Genomic DNA, 19,211 nt, shown 5'->3' with positions numbered 1-19,211 from the left:
GTGTTAAAACGCTTTATTTTTAGTATTTTTATAGCGTTTTTTAGCACTTTTTTGTGCTTTGTTTTATTGCATTTTAGCAAGGGGGGCGTAGCTTATGCGAGCGGGGTAAATTCGCAAAGTAAGGAATTTATCCAAAGAATAGAGCAGAATTTAGGGCTTGATAAACCCTTGCTAGAGCAGTATAAACTCTGGCTTTTTAAGGCTGTAAAAGGCGATTTAGGACTTTCTTTTTTAAGCGGAGAAAGCGTGGCAAAGCTCATTAAAGAAAGGCTTTTTAATACCTTAATCTTAGGTTTGAGTGCCTTAATGCTTTTGTTTTTACTCAGCGTTTTTTTGGCACTTTTGGGGCATTATTATAAAGAAAGTTTTATAGACAAAATCATCACTTTTTTAGCCTTCAATTTTTTTGCCCTGCCGCCTTTTGCTTTGGCTTTATTTTTTGTTTTGCTTTTTGGAATTTTTTGGCAGGTTTTGCCTGTGATGGGGACAAGCGATATAGGTTTTGAAGAAGATATTCTAAACCGCTTTAAGCATTTAATCTTGCCTGTTTTAGTGCTTGTTTTATCGCATTTGGCTTTATTTTTAAGGATTGCTAGAACTTCTATCAATGAAAGCTTTTCGCAAATTTTTATCCAAAATTTATACGCTAGAGCTTTAAGGGATAAGGATATTTATTTTTTGGTTTTGAAATATTCTTTAAGTCCTATTATAGCTTATTTTGGTGGGGCAGCTTTGAGCTTTATGATGGGAACTTATGTGGTAGAAAGTGTTTTTGTCTATGAAGGACTTGGGAGTTTGCTTTTTAAAAGTATTATTTTTAAGGATTATCCTGTTGTGTTAGCGCTTATATTTTTTAGCGTTTTACTTGCGGCGTTTTTTACCTTTTTAAGCGATATTTTAGCAAGAGTTTTAAATCCTAGATTAAGAAGGCTTGATTTTGTTTAAAATCATTTTGTGCCTTGTGCCTTTAGGGATTTTGTTTTTTTGTGCCTTGTTTGCACCTTTTTTAGCCCCTTTTGATATTTTAAGCACTCATTTAGAGAGTTTGCACCAAACTCCTAATTTTACTTATATTTTAGGAACGGATTTTTTAGGCAGGGATTTGTTTTCGCGTTTGCTTTTTGCCTTGAGAACTTCTTTGATAATAGGCATTTCAAGCTCTTTATTGGCTATAATTTTTGCTCTTTGTTATTTGCTTTTGGCTAGGTGTTTTTTTTATGCTTTTTGGATGCGAATTTTAGAGTTTTTTTTAGCCTTGCCCGCTTTTTTACTTATGATGTTTTTCCAAAGTTTTGTGGCTTCAAATATCTTTTTGATGATTTTTTTAATCGCCATTATTCATTGGTGTTTTATAGCAAGGATTATGGAAAGTGAATTAAAAAGACTTGAAAATTTAGACTTTTATAAGGCAAATATCGTGCTTGGAAGAACTGAGTTTAGAGCCTTTTTTAAGGACCTTTTGCCCGCTTTAAAAACACTCATTTTTACACTTTTTATATTTAATATAATCCACGCAATCGCCACAGAGGCGACTTTAAGTTTTTTTGGACTGGGGCTGGGTTTTGAAATTCCAAGCTTAGGAACTTTGCTTAATGACTCTTCAAAAGCTGTTTTTATAGGAGCTTGGTGGATGATATTTTTTCCGCTTTTAACCTTGCTTTTGCTTTTTTTGCCCCTTTTGTGGCTGGGTAATTTTTTGCAAAAAATTTGGAGCGTAAGAACTTGAGAGTGAGAAATTTAAATATCAGTGTGAAAAATAATACCCTGCTTAAAAATATCAATCTAGATATAAAAACAGGCAAGGCTTTGATGATACTGGGCGAAAGTGGAATAGGAAAAAGCCTGTTGGGAAAGGCTTTAGTGGGGCTTTTGGATTCTGGCTTTAAAATGAGTTTTGAAGAGCTAAGTTTTCATAAAACTTGTATTTTTGATTTTGACAAAGATGCCTTAAGAGAATTTCGCTCTAAAGTAGCACTTGTTTTACAAGATGCCGAGCTTAGTCTTTATCCTTATTTAGATGTGGGAAATTTATGCCATCTTGTTTTAAAAACCCATACAAAATTGAATAAAAAAGAAAGAAAAGACTATGCTTTTTCTTATTTTGAAAAATTAGGTTTTGAAGATAGGGATAATTTGTGGCATTCTTATGCTAATGAGCTTAGTTTGGGTATGGCAAGAAGGGTGAGTTTGGCTTTAGCCTTGCTAAATAAGCCTGAAATTTTAATTTGTGATGAAATCACAGCTTCTTTAGATGAGGAAAATAGGGCTAAGATTATAGCTATTTTAGAAGAATTAAAAAAAAACACAGCCTTAGTTTGTATCACTCACGATTTAAATTTAGTGCATTCTTTGGGCGATGAAATTTTAATGCTAGAAAAAAAGGGTTCAAATTTGTATAGCTTAGATGAGTTTTTAAGGCATTTCAATGCTTAGGGTTTGTAAGCTCGCCCAATGTTATGAGTTTAAAAAGCATTGGTATTTGAAAAAAGAAAGGCGTATTATTTTTGATAAGGTCAATTTTTCTTTGAAAGAAAATGAGAATTTGATGATTTTAGGCAAAAGCGGTGCGGGTAAAAGCACTTTAGCTAGAGTTCTTTGCTTTTTAGAAAAGCCCAGTAAGGGCGAAGTTTGGTATAAAAATCTTAACTTGCACAAGCTTGATAAAAACAAACAAAGACTATTAAGAAGGGAAATTCAGTATTGTTTTCAAGACCAAAAAATGGCTTTAAATCCTTATAAAAAAATCAAAAATCTCATACAAGATGGCTTAGAAAATTTTGCCTTGCAAAAAGATGAGAAGCTCATTTTGGAATTTTTTGATTTTTTTAATTTAAAAAAACAAATTTTAGAACAAAAACCCTATGAATTAAGCGGAGGTGAAGCGGCTCGTGTAGGGCTTATCCGTGCTTTGATTTTAAAGCCTAAATTGCTTATTTTAGATGAAATTACTTCTGCTCTTGATACAAAAAATTCCAAAGAACTTTTAAATTTTTTGTATGATTATCAACAAAAAAGCGGTATTTCTTATATTTTCATAAGCCATCAAAATGATATTTTTTGTAAATTTGATTATAAAAAAATAAAACTTTAAAAATATAAGTTTCAATATAGAAAGTTTAGAGTAAAATAAATAAAAGTGTAAATTTTGATTTTGTTGTGGAGTGATTAAAGTGCTTTAAAAAAAGGAGAATAAATGTCTCATATAGATGCTTCGCATCCTTATTTTGGTATTTTTTTAATGCTAGTGCTAGCTAGTGTTATTTTTTTTGGGCTGGTCTTTTTAGCTTCAAAAATAGGCAATAATTTTGCTGCAAAAAATCGCAAAAAACTAGGACTTGGAATTTATGAATGCGGTCCTATCCCTGTTAAACAAGCCAATAAAATCAATTCCCAGTTTTTCATCGTAGCTCTCATTTTCATACTTTTAGACATAGAAGTGGTGTTTTTATTTCCTTGGGCTTTGATTTTTAAAGATTTGGGTTGGTTTGGTCTTTTGGAAGTTTTTATTTTTATCTTGCTTTTAGGAGTGGGATTTTTATATGCTTATAAAAAAGGAGCGTTTGTATGGCAGAGCATCAAGTAAATTACGCTAGTGGTTTGCCCGTAGTTTTAACAAGTGTTGATAAGCTTGTTCAATGGGGCAGAAGCAATTCTTTGTGGGCTTTATCGTATGGACTGGCTTGCTGTGCGATTGAGATGATGGCAGCGGGGGGTTCAAGGTATGATTTTGATAGATTTGGAACGATTTTTAGGGCTTCTCCGCGTCATAGTGAAGTGATGATTATCGCAGGAACTTTATGTAAAAAGCACGCTGAATTTACGCGCCGTCTTTATGATATGATGCCTGACCCTAAATGGGTGATTTCTATGGGAAGCTGTGCTAATACAGGGGGTATGTTTAATACCTATTCCACCGTGCAGGGTGTGGATAGAATCATACCTGTGGATATTTATGTGCCCGGCTGTGCGCCCCGCCCTGAGAGCTTTCAATTTGCTTTGATGATTTTACAAAAAAAGATTCGCAAAGAAAAAGCCAGTCGTAAAATCGCTCCAAAAAGGTTGGTGTAATGAGAAAATATAGCGATAAGAAAAACGCCCAACTTCAAAATTACTACAAAGATAGATTTTATCACGCCCCTCATACAGCAAGAATTGGCGTAGAACAAAGTGCATTTAAAGAAGATTTTGAAGTTTTAAAAACTGAAATAGAACTTTTAAATTCTTTTGTAGAGCTTGATTTTTGGGTAATAGAAATTAAAAAAGAAGATAATGTTAAGACCTTGCAAATGCTTAAAACCTTAGGGTATTTAAGCTTTACAGAAGCAAGTGCTATTGATTTTGTAGCAGATAAAAATGGTTTTGAAGTGTTTTATCAACTTTTAAATTTAGAAAAAAAGCTTAGGGTAAGAGTGAAGAGCTTTGTGGGTGTAAAGGAGCGTTTGCAAAGTGTGGCTCATATTTTTAAGGGTGCGAATTGGAGCGAGAGAGAAATTTATGACATGTTTGGAATTTTTATAGTAGGACATCCTAATTTAAAGCGTATTTTAATGCCTGATGATTGGTTTGGACACCCGCTTTTAAAAACTTATCCTTTAAAGGGCGATGAATTTGCTAAATGGTATGAGATTGATAAAATTTTTGGTAAAGAATATCGGCAAGTGGTTAAAGAAGAGCAAAGAGACCCGGGCTTTGCCAATGATAAAGACACGCTTAATTTTGCAAGGCTTTATCACGAAGTGCCAAAAGGTGGAGAAAAGAAAGAACTTTCTTTTAAACAAGAATACCAAGAAGATGAAGGCGTGGCTTTTGTGAAAAAGGTTAGACGCGATGAAGCAAAAATTTTAGACAAAAGGCGTTAAAATGCAAATTCCTAGCAAGTTAAAACCTTATTATGAAAATATAGCTTTTGAGCAAGAAGACTCAAAAATGATTGTCAATTTAGGTCCTCAGCACCCTTCCGCTCACGGGAATTTACGCCTTGTTTTAGAGCTTGATGGAGAGCAAGTTACAAAAGCACGCCCTTGCATAGGCTATATGCACAGGGGTATGGAAAAAATGGCTGAAAATATGATTTATCAAGAATTTATTCCCACTACTGATAGGATGGATTATATCGCTGCCTCGGCGAATAATTATGCTTATTGTGCTGCGGTTGAAAAACTTTGTGGGCTTGAAATTCCACGCCGTGCTGCTGTGATTCGTATGATACTTTTAGAGCTTAATCGCATCGCATCGCATTTGCTTTGGCTTGCTACTCACGCCCTAGATATAGGGGCTATGAGCGTGTTTTTATACTGCTTTAGAGAACGAGAGTATGTTTTGGACTTGATAGAAAAGTATTGTGGGGCAAGGCTTACTCATTCTTCTATGCGAATAGGTGGGGTGATGCTTGATTTGCCTGAGAATTATTTAAAAGAAGTTTTAGCGTTTTGTGATAAATTTCCAAGCGATTTAAAAGATTATGAAGACCTTTTAGATGATAATAGAATTTGGCGTTTAAGGACTGAAAATATAGGCGTAGTAAGCAAGGAACAAGCTTTGAGTTGGGGTTGTTCGGGTGTGATGTTAAGAGGAAGTGGAGTAAGGTATGATATACGCAAGGAAGAGCCTTATTTGCTTTATAATGAAGTGGATTTTGGTGTGCCTTATGCGACACAAGGGGATTCTTATGCAAGGTATAAGGTCTATATGCAAGAATTTCGTGAAAGCTTAAAAATCCTTAGACAATGTGCCACGCTCTATAAAGACACCCCACCTGAAATTTTAGCCACACATCCTGAGTATGTCAGTGCTTCTAAGGAGCAAATTTTAACGCAAAATTATTCTTTAATGCAGCATTTTGTTTTGATTACTCAGGGTTTAAAACCCCCTAAAGGCGAAGTTTATGTGCCAACGGAAAGCCCAAAAGGCGAGCTTGGCTTTTTTATTCATAGCGATGGCACAGGAAGACCCTATCGCTTAAAGGCTAGAACGCCTAGTTACTGGCATTGTGCTTTTTTTGAAGAAATGCTTGTAGGCACTTATTTAGCCGATGTTGTAGCCATTATGGGTAATGTCAATATAGTCTTAGGCGAGATAGATAGATGAGAAGAGTGGATTTAAGAAAGAGCAAGGAGCTTTTTGAAGATTTGGCACAAATCATTAAAGAAGCCGATGTGGGCGAGGTTTTGGTGGTGCTTTTTGAAATTGGCGATTTTTCTCCTGTTGAAAAAAGTTTTTCTTTTGTAAAAGAGCAAGGCTGTGAGCTTTTAAATTCTTTGAAATTCAATCAAGTCGATTGGACTATTGTGATAAAAAAGGAGAGAGTGTGATTTATGACAAGGCTCTTTGCTTTTTGGATATGCCAAGCCTTAAAAACAAAAATTTATGTGAAAAAATAGGTGCAAACAGCATTAATATTTCTTGTTTGGAAGATAAAAATTTAAAAGCTCAATTTTATAAATGTGAAATTGCGAGTTTGAGCTTTGTTTTAGCCTTGCTTTGTAAGTTAAGTGATGAGAAGAGTTTTGAGAGCTTAGATGAAGGGTATTTGAGTGCTGAATCTTGCTTTGGCGAAGAAGAAGCAAGGGAGGTTTTGGACTTTTTAAAAGAAGCACAATATTTAATCATAGATGAAAACGCCTCTTTTCATAAAGACAGCGAGAATATCCAATATTTTTTATATTTCTTAAGTTTGAAATACGGGCTTAAAATTTTAGATAGCAATGAATTAGAATGTGATTTTAAAAAGGCGAGATTAAATGCCCTAAAAGAGCTTGATAATTATGATGGTTTGGTGCTTTTTAGGGCAAAATTACAGGATAAGAATTTGCATTGTTCTAAACAATTTTTGCAAATTGCAAAATGCAAAGACCAAAGCCAGGTGCAAATTTGGGCTAGAGATTTTACTCTTACAACCAAGCTTTGTTTAGATGAGCATTTGCAAGGCACGATAGGATTTTTAGCCTATGAAAATACGGGCTTTGATTTTAGCCCAATTCGCATAAAGGAAGCAAAATGACGATTAAAATCAATGGTATAACTTGCGCCTTTGAAGAAGGCGAATATATTTTAAATATAGCAAGAAGAAATGATATTTTTATCCCAGCCATTTGTTATCTTTCAGGTTGTAGCCCGACTTTGGCTTGCCGTATGTGTATGGTTGAGGCTGATGGGAAGAAGGTTTATGCCTGTAATACTAAGGCAAAGGAAGGTATGGTCGTAGAGAGTGATTTGCAAAATCTTTGGGATGAAAGAAATGAGATTATGCAAGCTTATTGTATCAATCATCCCTTAGAATGTGGAGTTTGTGATAAATCAGGCGAATGTGAATTGCAAAATTTCACCCATAAAAGCCGTGTGAATATCCAAAAGCATTGGATTAAAGATACGCATAAACCCCATCAACATTGGGGAGCGATTAATTACGACCCTGCGCTTTGCATAGTGTGTGAGCGTTGCATTACGGTGTGTAAGGATAAAATAGGCGAGAGTGCCTTAAAAACCACGCCCAGAGGAGGCGATAGTGTTGATAATAGCTTTAAAGAGAGTATGGGAAAAGACGCTTATGCGATTTGGACTAAATTTCAAAAAAGCTTAATCGCTCCTGCAAATGGAGCTACGCTTGATTGCTCTTTTTGTGGAGAATGCACGAGTGTGTGTCCAACAGGAGCTTTAATAGGCTCAAAATTCCAATACACTTCAAATATTTGGGAGCTTAAAAGAATTCCCGCTTCAAATCCGCATTCAAGCGATTGTGAGCTGATGTATTATGACATTAAACAAAGTGGTATCGCCAATCAAAAGGAAAAAATTTATCGTGTGAGTAATGACTTTGCCTTTGCGAGTTTAAATAAAGCCGCACGCTTTGGTTTTGATACGCAAAATGAAACACAAAAGGATGAAAAAGCCTTTGAAGAGCTTGTAAAACTCTTTGAAAAAAATGAAATCAAAAATATTAAATTCAATAGCTTTATTACCAACGAAGAAGCTTTGATTTTACAGAATTTAAAAAAGAAATTTGATTTACATTTAATTAACGAAGAAGCTTTGAAATTTAAAGAATTTTTAGAAGAATTTATCACTAATTCAGGCGAATTTTATAATGCAAACACTCAAGATATAATCAAAAGCGATTTTTTGGTAGTTGCTGGAACGCTTTTAAGATACGATGCTCCAACACTTAGCTATAAAATCAATAATGCCTTAGTTATGAATAAAGGCTCAGGACTTTATTTTCATCCTATTGAAGATAGCGGGGTTTTAAAGTATTCTAAAAATTTCATTTCACACAGCCATAAAAGTGGAGATGAAGAGCAAATTTTATATTTTTTACTTCAAAAATTCAGCCAAGATGAAGGTATTAAAACCCATTTGGCGGAGTTTTTTGTGAGTGAAAATAAAGAAATAGAAGAAAGTATCAACGAAGAAATTGTAGAACAAGTCATAGAAAAAGACGAAGAAGGCAATGAAATTCAAAAAGAAGTGAAAAAAATTGTGCCTAAAAAAGTGAAAAAAACCATAGAAGTAAAACGCTCCGTTTTTGCCAAAAATTTGGGCGTGGATGAAGATAAATTAGAGGATTTATTGCTGAAAAAAACTAATTTTACTCTTGTTATAGGAAGTGATTTTTATTTTTCTAAAAAGGCTAAAAAATTAGCCAAATTACTTGCTTTAATCCAAACAACAACGTCTTTTAAAGTCTTTTTAAATCCTACACATACCAATACCTTAGGCGTTGTGATGATTTGTGATTTAGCTAGTGCTATGAAAGAAGGCAAAACTTTAGGCTATAATGAAAAGGGCGATTTTAGCTTTTCTTATGAAGAGCATAGTCATTTAGCTAGTGCGAGTTTAAATCAGCAAGAAGGCACTTTTTTAAATTATGATAAAAGAGTGGTGCCAACGAATGCGGCTTTAGAATTTGGCGGGTATTTTTTAAATGATTTAGCCAATGCTTTGGGCTTTGATGAAGAATACACTATAAATTACACCAAAAGACTTCCTATAAATAAAGGCTTTTCTCCTTTGCACTTTGATAATTTGGAAAATTTTTATACCAATGGGGGCGAGTGTAAAAGGGGTTATGAGCTGAATTTAGAATGCTTTAAGCAAGAGCCTAGAAAAGAATTCATAGCTCCTAATTTAGATTCTATGGCTTTAAAAGAGAATGAAATTTTGCTTTATAGTGCCAATCCTAGCTATCAATTTGGCAGATTTTCTAATCGTGCCAGTGCCATTAATGAAGCGATTTTTTTAGGTGTAAGTGAAAATTTAGCCAAAGAGAAAAATTTGCAAGATAAGGACTTGGTAAAAATTTATATCAAGGATAAGGAATTAAATCTTAGTGTGCGTGTGGATAAGGATATTAAAAACGGAGCTTTCCTGCCATATTTTGATGAAAAACTTGACACTTTAAGCTTATTTGATGAAAGATTTATCCCAGCAAGATTAGAAAAAATAGGAGCAAACAATGAGTGATTTTGCTTTTTTTGTTTTAGAAACTTTGATTAAATGTATCCTTGTCATTGCCATATTTGCGTCTTTAGCGGGTCTTGCAACCTATGCAGAAAGAAAGGTTTTAGCCTATTTTCAAAGACGCATAGGACCTGATATGGTAGGACCTTTTGGACTTATTCAGCTTGTGGCTGATATGATAAAGCTTTTTACTAAAGAAGATATTATCCCTTCCAATTCGCAAAAATTTATTTTCGCCATAGCTCCTTTGATTTCTGCTATTTGTGCTTTTGTTTCCCTAGCTGCCATACCGATGTTGCCCGAATTTACTCTATTTGGTAGGGTTATTCAACCCATAGTGGCGGACATTAATGTAGCCTTGCTCTTTGTCATTGGCACTTCAGGGCTTTGCTTTTATGCGGTGTTTTTAGGCGGACTTGCTAGCAATAATAAATGGTCTATTTTAGGTGCTGCAAGGGGATTAGTGGCGATTATTTCTTATGAAAGCGTGGGGGCTTTGGCTTTGATTGCTATTGTAATGCTTGTGGGTTCTTTTTCTTTGGTGGATATTAACAATTACCAAAGCGATGGACTTTTTTCTTGGCTTATTTTTAAGCAACCCTTAGCCTTTGTGCTTTTTGTCATCGCTCTTTTTATAGAGACCAATCGCACCCCGCTTTGTCTAACAGAAAATGACGCTGAGATAGTTGCAGGTTATGGAACAGAATATTCAGGTTTAAGATGGGGTATGTTTTTTATAGGCGAATACGCTTCTATGATAGCGGGGGCTATTTTGCTAACTCTTTTGTTTTTAGGGGGATTTAATAGTTTTTGGATTATTCCGGGTTGGATTATGATGATAGTAAAATCAAGTTTTATTTTCTTTTGGTATTTTTGGGCTAGGGCGGCTTTTCCGCAGTTGCGTCCTGACCAAGTGATGAGAATGTGTTATTTGATTTTAATTCCTTTGGCGGTTTTAAATCTTTTAATCACTGCTTTAGCAGTGCTTTTATAGGAGAGGGTATGAAAAATTATTATTTAGTAGATGAGAAGAGAAAAACCCCTATTAGCACTTGGGAAAAAATTTCACAAGCCTTGCGTAGAAGTGTGAAGCTAGAGCTTTTTGTGGGGCTTTTTGTGATGATGAGAGAATTGCTTAAGAGGAATAATAGCGCAACGATTAAATATCCTTTTGAAAAGGTTAAGCTTGATAATCGCTACCGTGCCGTGCATAGACTTATGCGTTTTATAGAGAGTGAAAATGAAAGATGTATAGGTTGTGGGCTTTGTGAAAAAATTTGCATTAGCAATTGTATTAGAATGGAAACTTCTTTAGATGAAAACGGACGCAAAAAAGTAGGCAATTATAGTATTAATTTAGGGCGTTGTATTTATTGTGGTTTTTGTGCTGAGGTTTGTCCTGAGCTTGCCATCGTGCATGGGAATGAATACGAAAATGCAGCCGAGCAACGCTCTTATTTTGGTTATAAGCAAGATTTTTTAACCCCTATTGATAAGCTTAAAAATCAAGTGGAATTTGAAGGAGCGGGAAGCCTTAGAAAAGATGCGGATTTGCTGGTTAAAAAAACTCCAAATTATTATGAAGTTATGCAAGAAAGAGAGAAAAATTTATGCACTAAAGAAGAATGTGCATTGCCAAATTCTACTTCTCAAGGAGAAGATAAATGATAGAAAATTTAGCCTTTGTGTTTTTTAGCGTGGTGGTTTTAGGCTTTTTTAGCATTGCGGTTTTGAGTAAAAATATGCTCTATGCCCTTTCGGCTTTAGCGGGGGGAATGGTATTTTTATCAGGCTTTTATTTCTTGCTTGATGCTGAGTTTTTGGGCGTGATACAAATCATAGTTTATAGCGGGGCTGTGCTTGGACTTTATAGCTTTGCTATGATGTTTTTTGATACCTCTAAGGAATTTAAAGAAAAGCTTAAAGCCAAAAAAAGTTTTTTTACTTTAGTGCTTTTAAGTGCAATTTTGCTTTTGGCTATGCTTATGGGCTTTAAATATCAAAGCGTAAGCACGGATTTGGCTTTAAGCGACCCTGCTTTGTTTGATTTTAACAAGCAATTAGCTTTAGCCATTTTTTCAAAATACCTTTTAGCTTTTGAATTTATAGCCATCTTGCTTTTAATAGCCCTAGTTTGTGCCATAGTGCTTACACACAAAGAGCTTACAAAGGAAAAACAATGATAGAAAAGTATTTTTTCATAGCTATTTTAATGTTTATTATAGGGCTTGTGGGAATTTTAAAAAGACAAAATCTCATTATGCTTTTTATTTCCAGTGAAATTTTACTCAATAGCGCGAATTTAGCTCTAGTAGCAGCTTCTAAGCTTCATAATGACTTAAATGGTCAAGTTTTTGCCCTTTTTATTATGGGCGTGGCAGCTTGTGAAGTGGCTGTTGGTATAGCTTTGTGTGTGCTTTGGTATAGGGCAAAAGGCACTTTAGAATTAAAAAGCCTAAAAGAAGTGGAGGCTTAGTATGCAAAATTTAGCTTTGATTTCGCTTTTTAGTCCCTTTGTAGCTTTTTTATTTGCTTCTTGTTTTGCTCTTAGTTCTAAAAAGCTTTTTGTGGGCTTTGTATGTTCTTTGCTTATTGGCTTGAGTGCTTTTTGCTCTTTGTATTTGCTCTTTTGCAATGAAGCTTTTAATGTGAGTTTGTTTGAATGGTTTGTTGGAGTAAATTTTGCTTTTAATATCGATGCGATTTCACTTACTATGATGAGTGTTGTAGGCATTGTGGCAACTTGTGTGCATTTTTATAGTATTTTTTATATGGCAAATGATGAAGGTTTTAATAAATTTTTTGCCTATTTAGGTCTTTTTGTTTTTTCTATGCTCTTTTTGGTGATGAGTGATAATTTCTTAGGTCTTTTTGTGGGCTGGGAAGGCGTTGGGCTTTGTTCTTGGCTACTTATAGGTTTTTGGTATAAAAACAATAGCTATTCTTTTGCAGCCAATGAAGCTTTTATTATGAATAGAATAGCCGATTTAGGTATGCTTTTGGGGATTTTTTGGCTTTATTTGCAAGCGGGGACCTTGAAGTATGATGAGGTATTTTCTATGGCTCAAAGCTTAGACCATAATGCTTTGGTTTTGATTGCAAGCTGTTTATTTATAGGAGCTATGGGAAAATCCGCTCAGTTTCCTTTCCACACTTGGTTAGCCGATGCTATGGCAGGACCTACTCCTGTATCAGCTCTCATTCACGCTGCTACTATGGTAACGGCTGGGGTTTATTTAGTCATTCGTGCTAGCACACTTTATGATTTGGTGCCTGAAGTTTCTTATCTTATAGCCTTGCTGGGTGCTTTTGTGGCTATTTTTGCCGCTTCTATGGCTTTAGTGGCTAGGGATTTAAAACGCATTATTGCTTATTCTACCCTATCGCAACTAGGTTATATGTTTGTAGCTGCTGGGCTTGGAGCTTATAGTATAGCCTTATTTCATTTAGCCACCCACGCTTTTTTTAAATCCTTGCTTTTCTTAGGTGCTGGAAATGTAATGCACGCTATGAATGATAACTTAGACATCAAAAAAATGGGCGGACTTTTTAAACCCTTGAAATTTACCGCTATTTTTATGTGTATAGGCTCTTTGGCTTTGGCAGGAATTTATCCTTTTGCAGGATTTTTCTCTAAGGATTTGATTTTAGGCTATGCTTTTATATCTTTTCATCACGGAATTTTTTTAGTGCTTTTAATTTCAGCTTTTTTAACAGCCTTTTACAGCTTTAGGCTTTTAATGTTAGTGTTTTTCACTCCCAAAAGACACAATGAGCATCCACACGAAGCGAGCAAAATAGCACTCTTAGCTATGAGTCCTTTGATAATTTTAGCGATAATTGCAGGCTTTTTTGAACACAGCTTTTTTGAATATTTAAGCACAAAATTAGTCTTTATCGATGCACAAAATCGCCTTGTAATGATTTGTGCAAGCGTAGCAGCTGTTTTGGGTGTGGTTTTGGCTATTTTAGCTTATAAGAATGCTTGGTTTAAAGAGAGCATTGAAGAAAATAAAATTCACAAACTTTTAAGCCATGATTATTTTATCCCTAGCTTTTATCATCATTTTATACTTTCAAAATATGAAAGTTTATGTGCGGTTTTAAAGCATTGTGATAGATATATTTTTGATAGAGTGCTTGAAAAAATTGCTTTTTATTCTCAAAGCCTTTCGCAAAAAATCATTATGCCAAATGGCTTAAATTTAATGCTTAGATTTTTACTTGGAGCCTTTGTGATTTTGCTTATTTTGGTATGGATGGTGTAAAATGCTAAATTATTTGATATTTTTTCCTTTGGTTGGAGCCTTTGTGGTTTTGCTTTTAAATCGTGGAGGCGTTAAGGTTTTTAGCGTTGTTGTAAGTTTTATGATTTTGGCTTTGAATTTGCATATTTTTGCGGATTTTTTACAAGGCTCAAGCTTTGATTATAAACTCTCTTTTGAATTTTTGAAATTTTTTAGTTTTCATATAGGGCTTGATAGCATAGCCCTTGTTTTAATGCTTTTAAGCTCTTTGATGATATTTTTGAGCTTTTTATTTTTAAAGCTGGAGCAAAAGGCTCTTGTATCTTGTATATTCTTTTTGGAATTTGCTATTATGGGGCTTTTTAGTGCTAAAGATGGCTTATTGTTTTATGTTTTTTGGGAATTTTCTCTTTTGCCTTTGCTTTATATTATGGGGGTTTATGGTAAGGATTTTAAAGCGGGGATTAAATTTTTCATTTATGCCTTTGCGGGTTCGATTTTAATGCTTGTGGCTCTTATTTATCAAGCTTATTTAAATTTCCAGCTTTTAAATATCTTTACCTTTGACTTAGAAATTTGGAAAAATAATGCATCAGCTGTGAATTTCACAGAGCAGCTTTTGCTTTTTGGAGCTTTTTTCTTAGCCTTTGCTATCAAAGCCCCGCTTTTTCCATTTCACACTTGGGCGCCTAAGGTTTATGCTAATTCACCCGTGTTAGTTTCAGTGATGCTTGTGGTTTTTAAAATGGCTCCTTTTGGCTTTTTGCTTTTTTGCTTACCGCTTTTTCCTGATGCGAGTGTGTATTTTATGCCTTTAATCATAGCTTTGTGTATAGTTAGCATTGTCTATAATGCTTTAATTGCTTATAGGGCAGAAAATATCAAAGAACTAATCGCTTATAGTTCCATTTCACATTTGGGTGTGATGATTTTGGGAATTTTTTCTTTAAATACTTTGGGTATTAGCGGTGCGGTTTTTTATATGTTCGCACACGGCGTGGTTACAGGGGCTTTATTTTTAATGGCTGAACTTCTATATCAAAGATACCAAACTTATGATATAGTTTTTTATCATTCTTTGGCAAAAAAAGCACCTTTATTTTCTATTTTTTTTATGATACTTTTACTGGCTAGTGTGTCCTTGCCTTTAACCCTTTCTTTTGTGGGCGAGTTTTTAGTGCTTTTAGGTATAGCAAAGATGAATTTATTTTACGCTCTTTTAGCGGGACTTGTGATTATTTTAAGTGCCATTTATATGCTAGCAGTATTTAGAAAAATATTTTTTATGCAAAAACAAAGCCTTATAGAAGGCTTTTCTTTACGCGTAAGAGAAATAGTAGCACTTGTGTGTATAAGCTTTGTGATTTTTTATCTAGGACTTGCACCCAATATACTCTTAAAACCCATTCAAAAAGATGTGGAAAATCTTATAAAAACGATGAATATCAGGGCTGTTGAGCAAAATACTTTGGATTTTTTATCTAAAATAGGAGAAGCAAATGTTAAATAATTTTTTAAATTTAGAACTTTTAAATATAAGCTTATCTTATCCCTTTTTGTTTTTAATCCTTGCTGCCATAGTTCTTTTGCTTTGTTCTGGTTTTTGGAAATTTCACCCTTCTTTTTATGTGGGTATAAGCTCTTTGTCTTTAATCGTAAGTGCTTTTTTGATTTTAAATAATGCAAACGCTCAAGGCTTGGAAGCAAAGGCTTTTTTAGCTACTTTAAACAATGATATTATCTCTTTTTATGCTTCTTTAGTGATTTTGTGTTTTTCATTTTTGTATCTTTTAATGCAAAAAGAAGAAAAGCAGGGTGAATTTTATGCCTTATTTTTGTTTATGATAGCCTCTTTGCTTTTGATGGTTTCAAGTTCGAATTTGGTGCTTATTTTTATAGGACTTGAAAGCTCTTCTTTGGCACTTTATACTTTAATAGCTATGCGTGGCAGTGCTAATGCCATTTCTAGTGCGATAAAGTATTTTAGCGTTGCGGCTGTGGGGGCTGGATTTTTTGCTGTGGGCGTGGCTTTGATTTATTTAAAAACAGGGACTTTAGACTTAGGCTCAACTTTGGCATTGAAAAATGAATTTCAAAAAGACCCCTTGCTTTTAGGTGGGGGAGTGATGATTTTTGTGCTTTGTGCGATTAAGCTTTCTTTAGTGCCTTTTCATTTTTGGCTTAAGGATGTGTATTACGGTGCACATACGAATTTAGTGGCTTTTATCTCCATAGTGCCAAAGGTTGCTATTTTAGTCGTGATTATTCGTCTGTTTGATTTTTTAAGCCATACAGGTTTTGAAACTATCATCATAGCTTTAACCCTTTTTTCTATGTTAGCCGCTGCTTTTGCCGCTTTATCTCAAAGCAATATCAAAAAAATGTTAGCTTATAGCTCTGTTGTGCATTCTTCTTTTGTTTTAGTGGCTTGCCTTCCTTTGTTAAAAGAACAAAATTTTGATGGAATTTTACTTGGGATTTTTGGATATTGGATTTTGTTTGCCTTTGCAAATTATGCGGTATTTATGATTTTAAGTTCTTATGAAAATCATTCTTATAAAAGTTTAAATGGGCTTTTACTTAAAAAACCTTTGCTTACTTTTTGTTTGGCTATAAGTGTGCTTTCTTTAGCGGGTATTCCGCCTTTTGGTGGTTTTTGGGCTAAATTTATGGTTTTGAGTGCGGCGATTTTTAACGGCTATTGGTATTTAGCCCTTTTTGTGGCTTTAGCTTCGCTAATAATGCTTTATGCCTATTTAAAAATTCTCATTCATGCTTTATTTATGAAAAACGACAGGATACATCATAATATCCAATTTAGTTTTATGCAAAATTTTATTTTAGTTTTTTGTGTTTGTGTAAGCACCTTTGCTGTTTTGTTAATGTTGTAAGAGTTTTGCTATAATTATTTTTATGAGAATATTATTTTTAGTTTTATTAAGCTTTTTGCAGGTTTTTGCTTTTGAACTTGTTTTGAATACGGGTCGCGAAAATAATCAAGCTTTTGCGGTTTTACATGTAAGCAATGATTTGGAATTTACATGTCAAAAATTTATTACGGAAGCAAAAGTTCATTTTGAATGTGATATTGCAGGCAGGGTCGATAACAAGCTAAAAGACCAAAGTTTTGCCGCTTTTGATTTAAAATTTATGCAAGAAGCTCAAAAAATTAAAATGATTATTTTACCTAAAATGCAAGCTAGAATGTTTGACACTTCTCAAAATATCTATATCGATAAAGAACTTAGCTCATCAAGCTCGCATAAAAGCAAGGTTTTTACTTTTATTTTTACACCTGAATTAGCAAGTGTTAGGGACTATGATGGGCTTGATTTTAACATTAATTTTCCTCACGAAAGTTTGCCTTATGTGGGGGCTTTGGATTTAAATTCCAATCCTGTGATTATCCCCCAAAGTGCTGATATTAACACCTATTTACGCATTAAAAAAGAGTATGATAAGGCTAATTACGAGCAAGTTGCCATCGATGCACAAAATGCCATCAATAGATATCGTGGCAGTATTTTTGCTAGTGAGTTTATACTCTATAAATTAAGAGCGCAAAATAAACTCTATACACAAGACCCAAGTATGCGTAACCAACAAATTTTAGAAAAGATGATTGATGATGCGAAGAATTGGACACGCACTTTTACTAGTGATAAAAATTTCGCTGAAGTTTTACATATTATGTTAAGAACTTATATTGCCCTAGCTCAGCGTGCGGATGTGGAATATGCGATGTCGATTTTAGATAATGAACAGCCAAATAGTTATTTTACTCAATTATCAAAGCTTGATTATGCCGATTATATTTATAATTTAAATGAAAAAGAAAAAGCTGTAAATATTTATGAAAATATTTATTTCAATACCAAAAATTTAGACCTAGCGGCAAGGGCGGCTATGAGTTTAGCAAAAAATTCGCTCTTAAACGGACAAAGCGATAAAGCCATAGAATATGTTAATATCATCTTAAAGGCTAATCCTGAGTATTTTGGAAAAGATATTTCAAGGTCTTTGGAGTTAGCTAATTTGTTTAAACAAAAAGGACAATTCAACCTAAGTGCGAGCATTTATGAAGATGCTTTCGTCAAAATGTCCAAACTAGACCCTAATTACGAAGAAGCTTTGAAAAATTTAGCCTTGACTTTATCACATACTGCAAGGGCTAATGAAGCTAAGAAATATTTGGATTTGTATATGGATGATTATTTAGATGGTAAATATTTAGATGAAATCAAAAAGGCAAGTGATGAGGTCTTTTTTGCTGTGGGCGATAATAATGCTAGCTTTTTACATCAACGCTATAAAAGCTTAATGCAAGAGTATGAAAATAAGGATGAAAACATTGCAAATAGGGCATTAGAAGAGGATGTGGCACTTTATTATAAAGAAGGAAATTTCTCAGCCGTTTTAGCCTATAAGGATAGCATAGAGAGTAAAAAACTTCCAAAGGCTACGCAATTTTTAGAAAAAGCAGCGATAGATGATTTAAAAAATGCCATAAAAAGCGATAATTGCATAGAAGCTGCAAATGTTTTTATGCGTTTTAACGCCTATGATATAGGTCAAAAAATTGACAATAAAAAACAAATGTTAGCTTGTCTTGTGCGAACTTCGAATGTCGAACAAGCCCTAGCTTACATAGATAAAAATTATGATGAAGATTCTATATTCTATGGTCTTCAAAAAGCTTCCATACTTTTTGACAATAAACAATACTCCCAAGTGATTAACATTTCTAAAGCAATAGCAAATTCTAGGATTTTAAAAAACGAAGATGAGAATTTTAGGGCTTATTATTTGCAATTCTTGTCTTTATTACGTTTAAATGAATACAATGAAGCTATCAAAATTTTACAAATTTTAGAAAGTTTTCCTATGAATTTCACTATGGTTGAAGCTTATGATACCTTGCTTTCTTATGCTAATGACCATAATATGCAAACGACGATACTCACTTACGCCCCTAAGGCTATTGATTATCAAAATTTTAAGGGTATCAATCTTTTCAGCCCGAATTTAGAATTTATGTATTTGGATACTTTGGCTAAACTTGATAAAAATGAAGAAAGTTTGGCTGTTTTAACTGATTTGCTAAAACTTAAGCTCTCAGACGACGATAGGGCAAGAGCCTTATATATCCAAGCTTTAACTTATGAAAGAATGGAAAATACCCAAGCCCTAAAAGAAACTTTAAAACAATGCCTTGAAATCAAAGGGAGTTCAAATTGGAAAAATTTATGCGAGAGCAAAAATCAAATTTTAAATCAATGAAATTTTTCAAACAATAATACTAGCCTTTTAGGCTAGTATTATTAAAACTTCTTCTTCTTCACATCTTCAAGTATATTACTTGCTATATCACTAACTGTATTAGAAATAACAGCACTCTCATTAGCAATTTCAACATTATCCTTAGTGGTTTGGTCTATTTGAGCTACACTTTCATTGATTTGAGTAATACCTGCTGTTTGTTCTTTAATACTTTCTGCCATATCATTG

General features: G+C 34.0%; 19 protein-coding genes and 1 pseudogene. 19 read left to right on the top strand and 1 reads right to left on the bottom strand.

Annotation, left to right across the window (positions count from 1 at the left end):
- The 19 genes from ACLL8X_RS04565 (at position 1) to ACLL8X_RS04475 (ending at position 18,983) form a co-directional block, all read left to right on the top strand.
- Positions 1 to 945 carry an ABC transporter permease gene (locus ACLL8X_RS04565; RefSeq protein WP_411989762.1) on the top strand — a complete coding sequence of 315 codons (945 nt, stop codon included), beginning with the start codon at positions 1 to 3 and terminating at the stop codon, positions 943 to 945.
- Positions 932 to 1,726, top strand: coding sequence for an ABC transporter permease (locus ACLL8X_RS04560; RefSeq protein ID WP_411989761.1), 795 nt, complete (start codon positions 932 to 934; stop codon positions 1,724 to 1,726). Before ACLL8X_RS04565 ends, ACLL8X_RS04560 begins: the two co-directional genes overlap by 14 nt.
- Positions 1,723 to 2,433, top strand: a complete 711-nt coding sequence (locus ACLL8X_RS04555) for an ATP-binding cassette domain-containing protein (RefSeq protein WP_411989760.1) — start codon at positions 1,723 to 1,725, stop codon at positions 2,431 to 2,433. The genes ACLL8X_RS04560 and ACLL8X_RS04555 overlap by 4 nt, the downstream gene beginning before the upstream one ends.
- Positions 2,426 to 3,091, top strand: coding sequence for an ATP-binding cassette domain-containing protein (locus tag ACLL8X_RS04550; RefSeq protein ID WP_411989759.1), 666 nt, complete (start codon positions 2,426 to 2,428; stop codon positions 3,089 to 3,091). The genes ACLL8X_RS04555 and ACLL8X_RS04550 overlap by 8 nt, the downstream gene beginning before the upstream one ends.
- 102 nt (positions 3,092 to 3,193) lie before the next feature.
- The gene (locus tag ACLL8X_RS04545) at positions 3,194 to 3,583 is read left to right on the top strand and encodes an NAD(P)H-quinone oxidoreductase subunit 3 (protein ID WP_411989758.1); all 390 of its coding nucleotides are present in this window, start codon (positions 3,194 to 3,196) and stop codon (positions 3,581 to 3,583) included.
- Positions 3,565 to 4,068, top strand: coding sequence for a NuoB/complex I 20 kDa subunit family protein (locus ACLL8X_RS04540; protein ID WP_411989757.1), 504 nt, complete (start codon positions 3,565 to 3,567; stop codon positions 4,066 to 4,068). Before ACLL8X_RS04545 ends, ACLL8X_RS04540 begins: the two co-directional genes overlap by 19 nt.
- Positions 4,068 to 4,859 carry an NADH-quinone oxidoreductase subunit C gene (locus tag ACLL8X_RS04535; RefSeq protein WP_411989756.1) on the top strand — a complete coding sequence of 264 codons (792 nt, stop codon included), beginning with the start codon at positions 4,068 to 4,070 and terminating at the stop codon, positions 4,857 to 4,859. The genes ACLL8X_RS04540 and ACLL8X_RS04535 overlap by 1 nt, the downstream gene beginning before the upstream one ends.
- 1 nt (position 4,860) lies before the next feature.
- Positions 4,861 to 6,087 (top strand): NADH dehydrogenase (quinone) subunit D, encoded by a 1,227-nt coding sequence (gene nuoD, locus ACLL8X_RS04530; RefSeq protein WP_411989755.1) that lies wholly within the window; start codon positions 4,861 to 4,863, stop codon positions 6,085 to 6,087.
- Positions 6,084 to 6,311, top strand: a complete 228-nt coding sequence (locus ACLL8X_RS04525) for an NADH-ubiquinone oxidoreductase subunit E family protein (RefSeq protein ID WP_411989754.1) — start codon at positions 6,084 to 6,086, stop codon at positions 6,309 to 6,311. Before nuoD ends, ACLL8X_RS04525 begins: the two co-directional genes overlap by 4 nt.
- Positions 6,308 to 7,000 (top strand): hypothetical protein, encoded by a 693-nt coding sequence (locus tag ACLL8X_RS04520; RefSeq protein WP_411989753.1) that lies wholly within the window; start codon positions 6,308 to 6,310, stop codon positions 6,998 to 7,000. The genes ACLL8X_RS04525 and ACLL8X_RS04520 overlap by 4 nt, the downstream gene beginning before the upstream one ends.
- Positions 6,997 to 9,459, top strand: coding sequence for an NADH-quinone oxidoreductase subunit G (locus ACLL8X_RS04515; RefSeq protein WP_411989752.1), 2,463 nt, complete (start codon positions 6,997 to 6,999; stop codon positions 9,457 to 9,459). The genes ACLL8X_RS04520 and ACLL8X_RS04515 overlap by 4 nt, the downstream gene beginning before the upstream one ends.
- Positions 9,452 to 10,450 (top strand): NADH-quinone oxidoreductase subunit NuoH, encoded by a 999-nt coding sequence (gene nuoH, locus ACLL8X_RS04510; RefSeq protein WP_411989751.1) that lies wholly within the window; start codon positions 9,452 to 9,454, stop codon positions 10,448 to 10,450. The genes ACLL8X_RS04515 and nuoH overlap by 8 nt, the downstream gene beginning before the upstream one ends.
- Positions 10,451 to 10,458: 8 nt before the next feature.
- Positions 10,459 to 11,124: an NADH-quinone oxidoreductase subunit NuoI gene (gene nuoI, locus ACLL8X_RS04505; RefSeq protein ID WP_411989750.1), complete on the top strand. Its 666-nt coding sequence runs from the start codon at positions 10,459 to 10,461 to the stop codon at positions 11,122 to 11,124.
- The gene (locus ACLL8X_RS04500) at positions 11,121 to 11,639 is read left to right on the top strand and encodes an NADH-quinone oxidoreductase subunit J (RefSeq protein WP_411989749.1); all 519 of its coding nucleotides are present in this window, start codon (positions 11,121 to 11,123) and stop codon (positions 11,637 to 11,639) included. Before nuoI ends, ACLL8X_RS04500 begins: the two co-directional genes overlap by 4 nt.
- Positions 11,636 to 11,932 carry an NADH-quinone oxidoreductase subunit NuoK gene (gene nuoK, locus ACLL8X_RS04495; protein WP_411989748.1) on the top strand — a complete coding sequence of 99 codons (297 nt, stop codon included), beginning with the start codon at positions 11,636 to 11,638 and terminating at the stop codon, positions 11,930 to 11,932. Before ACLL8X_RS04500 ends, nuoK begins: the two co-directional genes overlap by 4 nt.
- A 1-nt stretch (position 11,933) precedes the next feature.
- The gene (gene nuoL, locus ACLL8X_RS04490; protein ID WP_411989747.1) at positions 11,934 to 13,724 is read left to right on the top strand and encodes an NADH-quinone oxidoreductase subunit L; all 1,791 of its coding nucleotides are present in this window, start codon (positions 11,934 to 11,936) and stop codon (positions 13,722 to 13,724) included.
- A gap of 1 nt (position 13,725) precedes the next feature.
- Positions 13,726 to 15,213 carry an NADH-quinone oxidoreductase subunit M gene (locus ACLL8X_RS04485; RefSeq protein WP_411989746.1) on the top strand — a complete coding sequence of 496 codons (1,488 nt, stop codon included), beginning with the start codon at positions 13,726 to 13,728 and terminating at the stop codon, positions 15,211 to 15,213.
- On the top strand, positions 15,203 to 16,594 hold the full coding sequence (locus ACLL8X_RS04480; protein WP_411989745.1) for an NADH-quinone oxidoreductase subunit N: 1,392 nt from the start codon (positions 15,203 to 15,205) through the stop codon (positions 16,592 to 16,594). The genes ACLL8X_RS04485 and ACLL8X_RS04480 overlap by 11 nt, the downstream gene beginning before the upstream one ends.
- Positions 16,595 to 16,616: 22 nt before the next feature.
- Positions 16,617 to 18,983, top strand: coding sequence for a DUF7494 domain-containing protein (locus ACLL8X_RS04475; RefSeq protein WP_411989744.1), 2,367 nt, complete (start codon positions 16,617 to 16,619; stop codon positions 18,981 to 18,983).
- A gap of 41 nt (positions 18,984 to 19,024) precedes the next feature.
- On the opposite strand, the pseudogene ACLL8X_RS04470 reads toward ACLL8X_RS04475, so the two are convergent.
- A pseudogene (locus ACLL8X_RS04470) lies at positions 19,025 to 19,211 on the bottom strand (methyl-accepting chemotaxis protein); the annotation flags it as partial.

Origin of the sequence: Campylobacter parajejuni (genome assembly GCF_046764905.1) — a bacterium.
In the GTDB taxonomy this organism is placed as follows: domain Bacteria; phylum Campylobacterota; class Campylobacteria; order Campylobacterales; family Campylobacteraceae; genus Campylobacter_D.
Note: the sequence above shows the minus strand (reverse complement) of the source record. Positions and strands in the feature narration are given on the sequence as shown.

What these genes read in the sequence shown, in the direction of transcription:
- ACLL8X_RS04545 (WP_411989758.1), top strand. Translation starts at nt 3,194, where the DNA reads ATGTCTCATATAGATGCTTCGCATCCTTATTTTGGTATTTTTTTAATG.
- ACLL8X_RS04480 (WP_411989745.1), top strand. Translation starts at nt 15,203, where the DNA reads ATGTTAAATAATTTTTTAAATTTAGAACTTTTAAATATAAGCTTATCT.
- ACLL8X_RS04540 (WP_411989757.1), top strand. Translation starts at nt 3,565, where the DNA reads ATGGCAGAGCATCAAGTAAATTACGCTAGTGGTTTGCCCGTAGTTTTA.
- nuoI (WP_411989750.1), top strand. Translation starts at nt 10,459, where the DNA reads ATGAAAAATTATTATTTAGTAGATGAGAAGAGAAAAACCCCTATTAGC.
- ACLL8X_RS04475 (WP_411989744.1), top strand. Translation starts at nt 16,617, where the DNA reads ATGAGAATATTATTTTTAGTTTTATTAAGCTTTTTGCAGGTTTTTGCT.
- ACLL8X_RS04485 (WP_411989746.1), top strand. Translation starts at nt 13,726, where the DNA reads ATGCTAAATTATTTGATATTTTTTCCTTTGGTTGGAGCCTTTGTGGTT.
- ACLL8X_RS04525 (WP_411989754.1), top strand. Translation starts at nt 6,084, where the DNA reads ATGAGAAGAGTGGATTTAAGAAAGAGCAAGGAGCTTTTTGAAGATTTG.
- ACLL8X_RS04500 (WP_411989749.1), top strand. Translation starts at nt 11,121, where the DNA reads ATGATAGAAAATTTAGCCTTTGTGTTTTTTAGCGTGGTGGTTTTAGGC.
- nuoL (WP_411989747.1), top strand. Translation starts at nt 11,934, where the DNA reads ATGCAAAATTTAGCTTTGATTTCGCTTTTTAGTCCCTTTGTAGCTTTT.
- nuoH (WP_411989751.1), top strand. Translation starts at nt 9,452, where the DNA reads ATGAGTGATTTTGCTTTTTTTGTTTTAGAAACTTTGATTAAATGTATC.
- nuoK (WP_411989748.1), top strand. Translation starts at nt 11,636, where the DNA reads ATGATAGAAAAGTATTTTTTCATAGCTATTTTAATGTTTATTATAGGG.
- ACLL8X_RS04535 (WP_411989756.1), top strand. Translation starts at nt 4,068, where the DNA reads ATGAGAAAATATAGCGATAAGAAAAACGCCCAACTTCAAAATTACTAC.
- ACLL8X_RS04550 (WP_411989759.1), top strand. Translation starts at nt 2,426, where the DNA reads ATGCTTAGGGTTTGTAAGCTCGCCCAATGTTATGAGTTTAAAAAGCAT.
- nuoD (WP_411989755.1), top strand. Translation starts at nt 4,861, where the DNA reads ATGCAAATTCCTAGCAAGTTAAAACCTTATTATGAAAATATAGCTTTT.
- ACLL8X_RS04515 (WP_411989752.1), top strand. Translation starts at nt 6,997, where the DNA reads ATGACGATTAAAATCAATGGTATAACTTGCGCCTTTGAAGAAGGCGAA.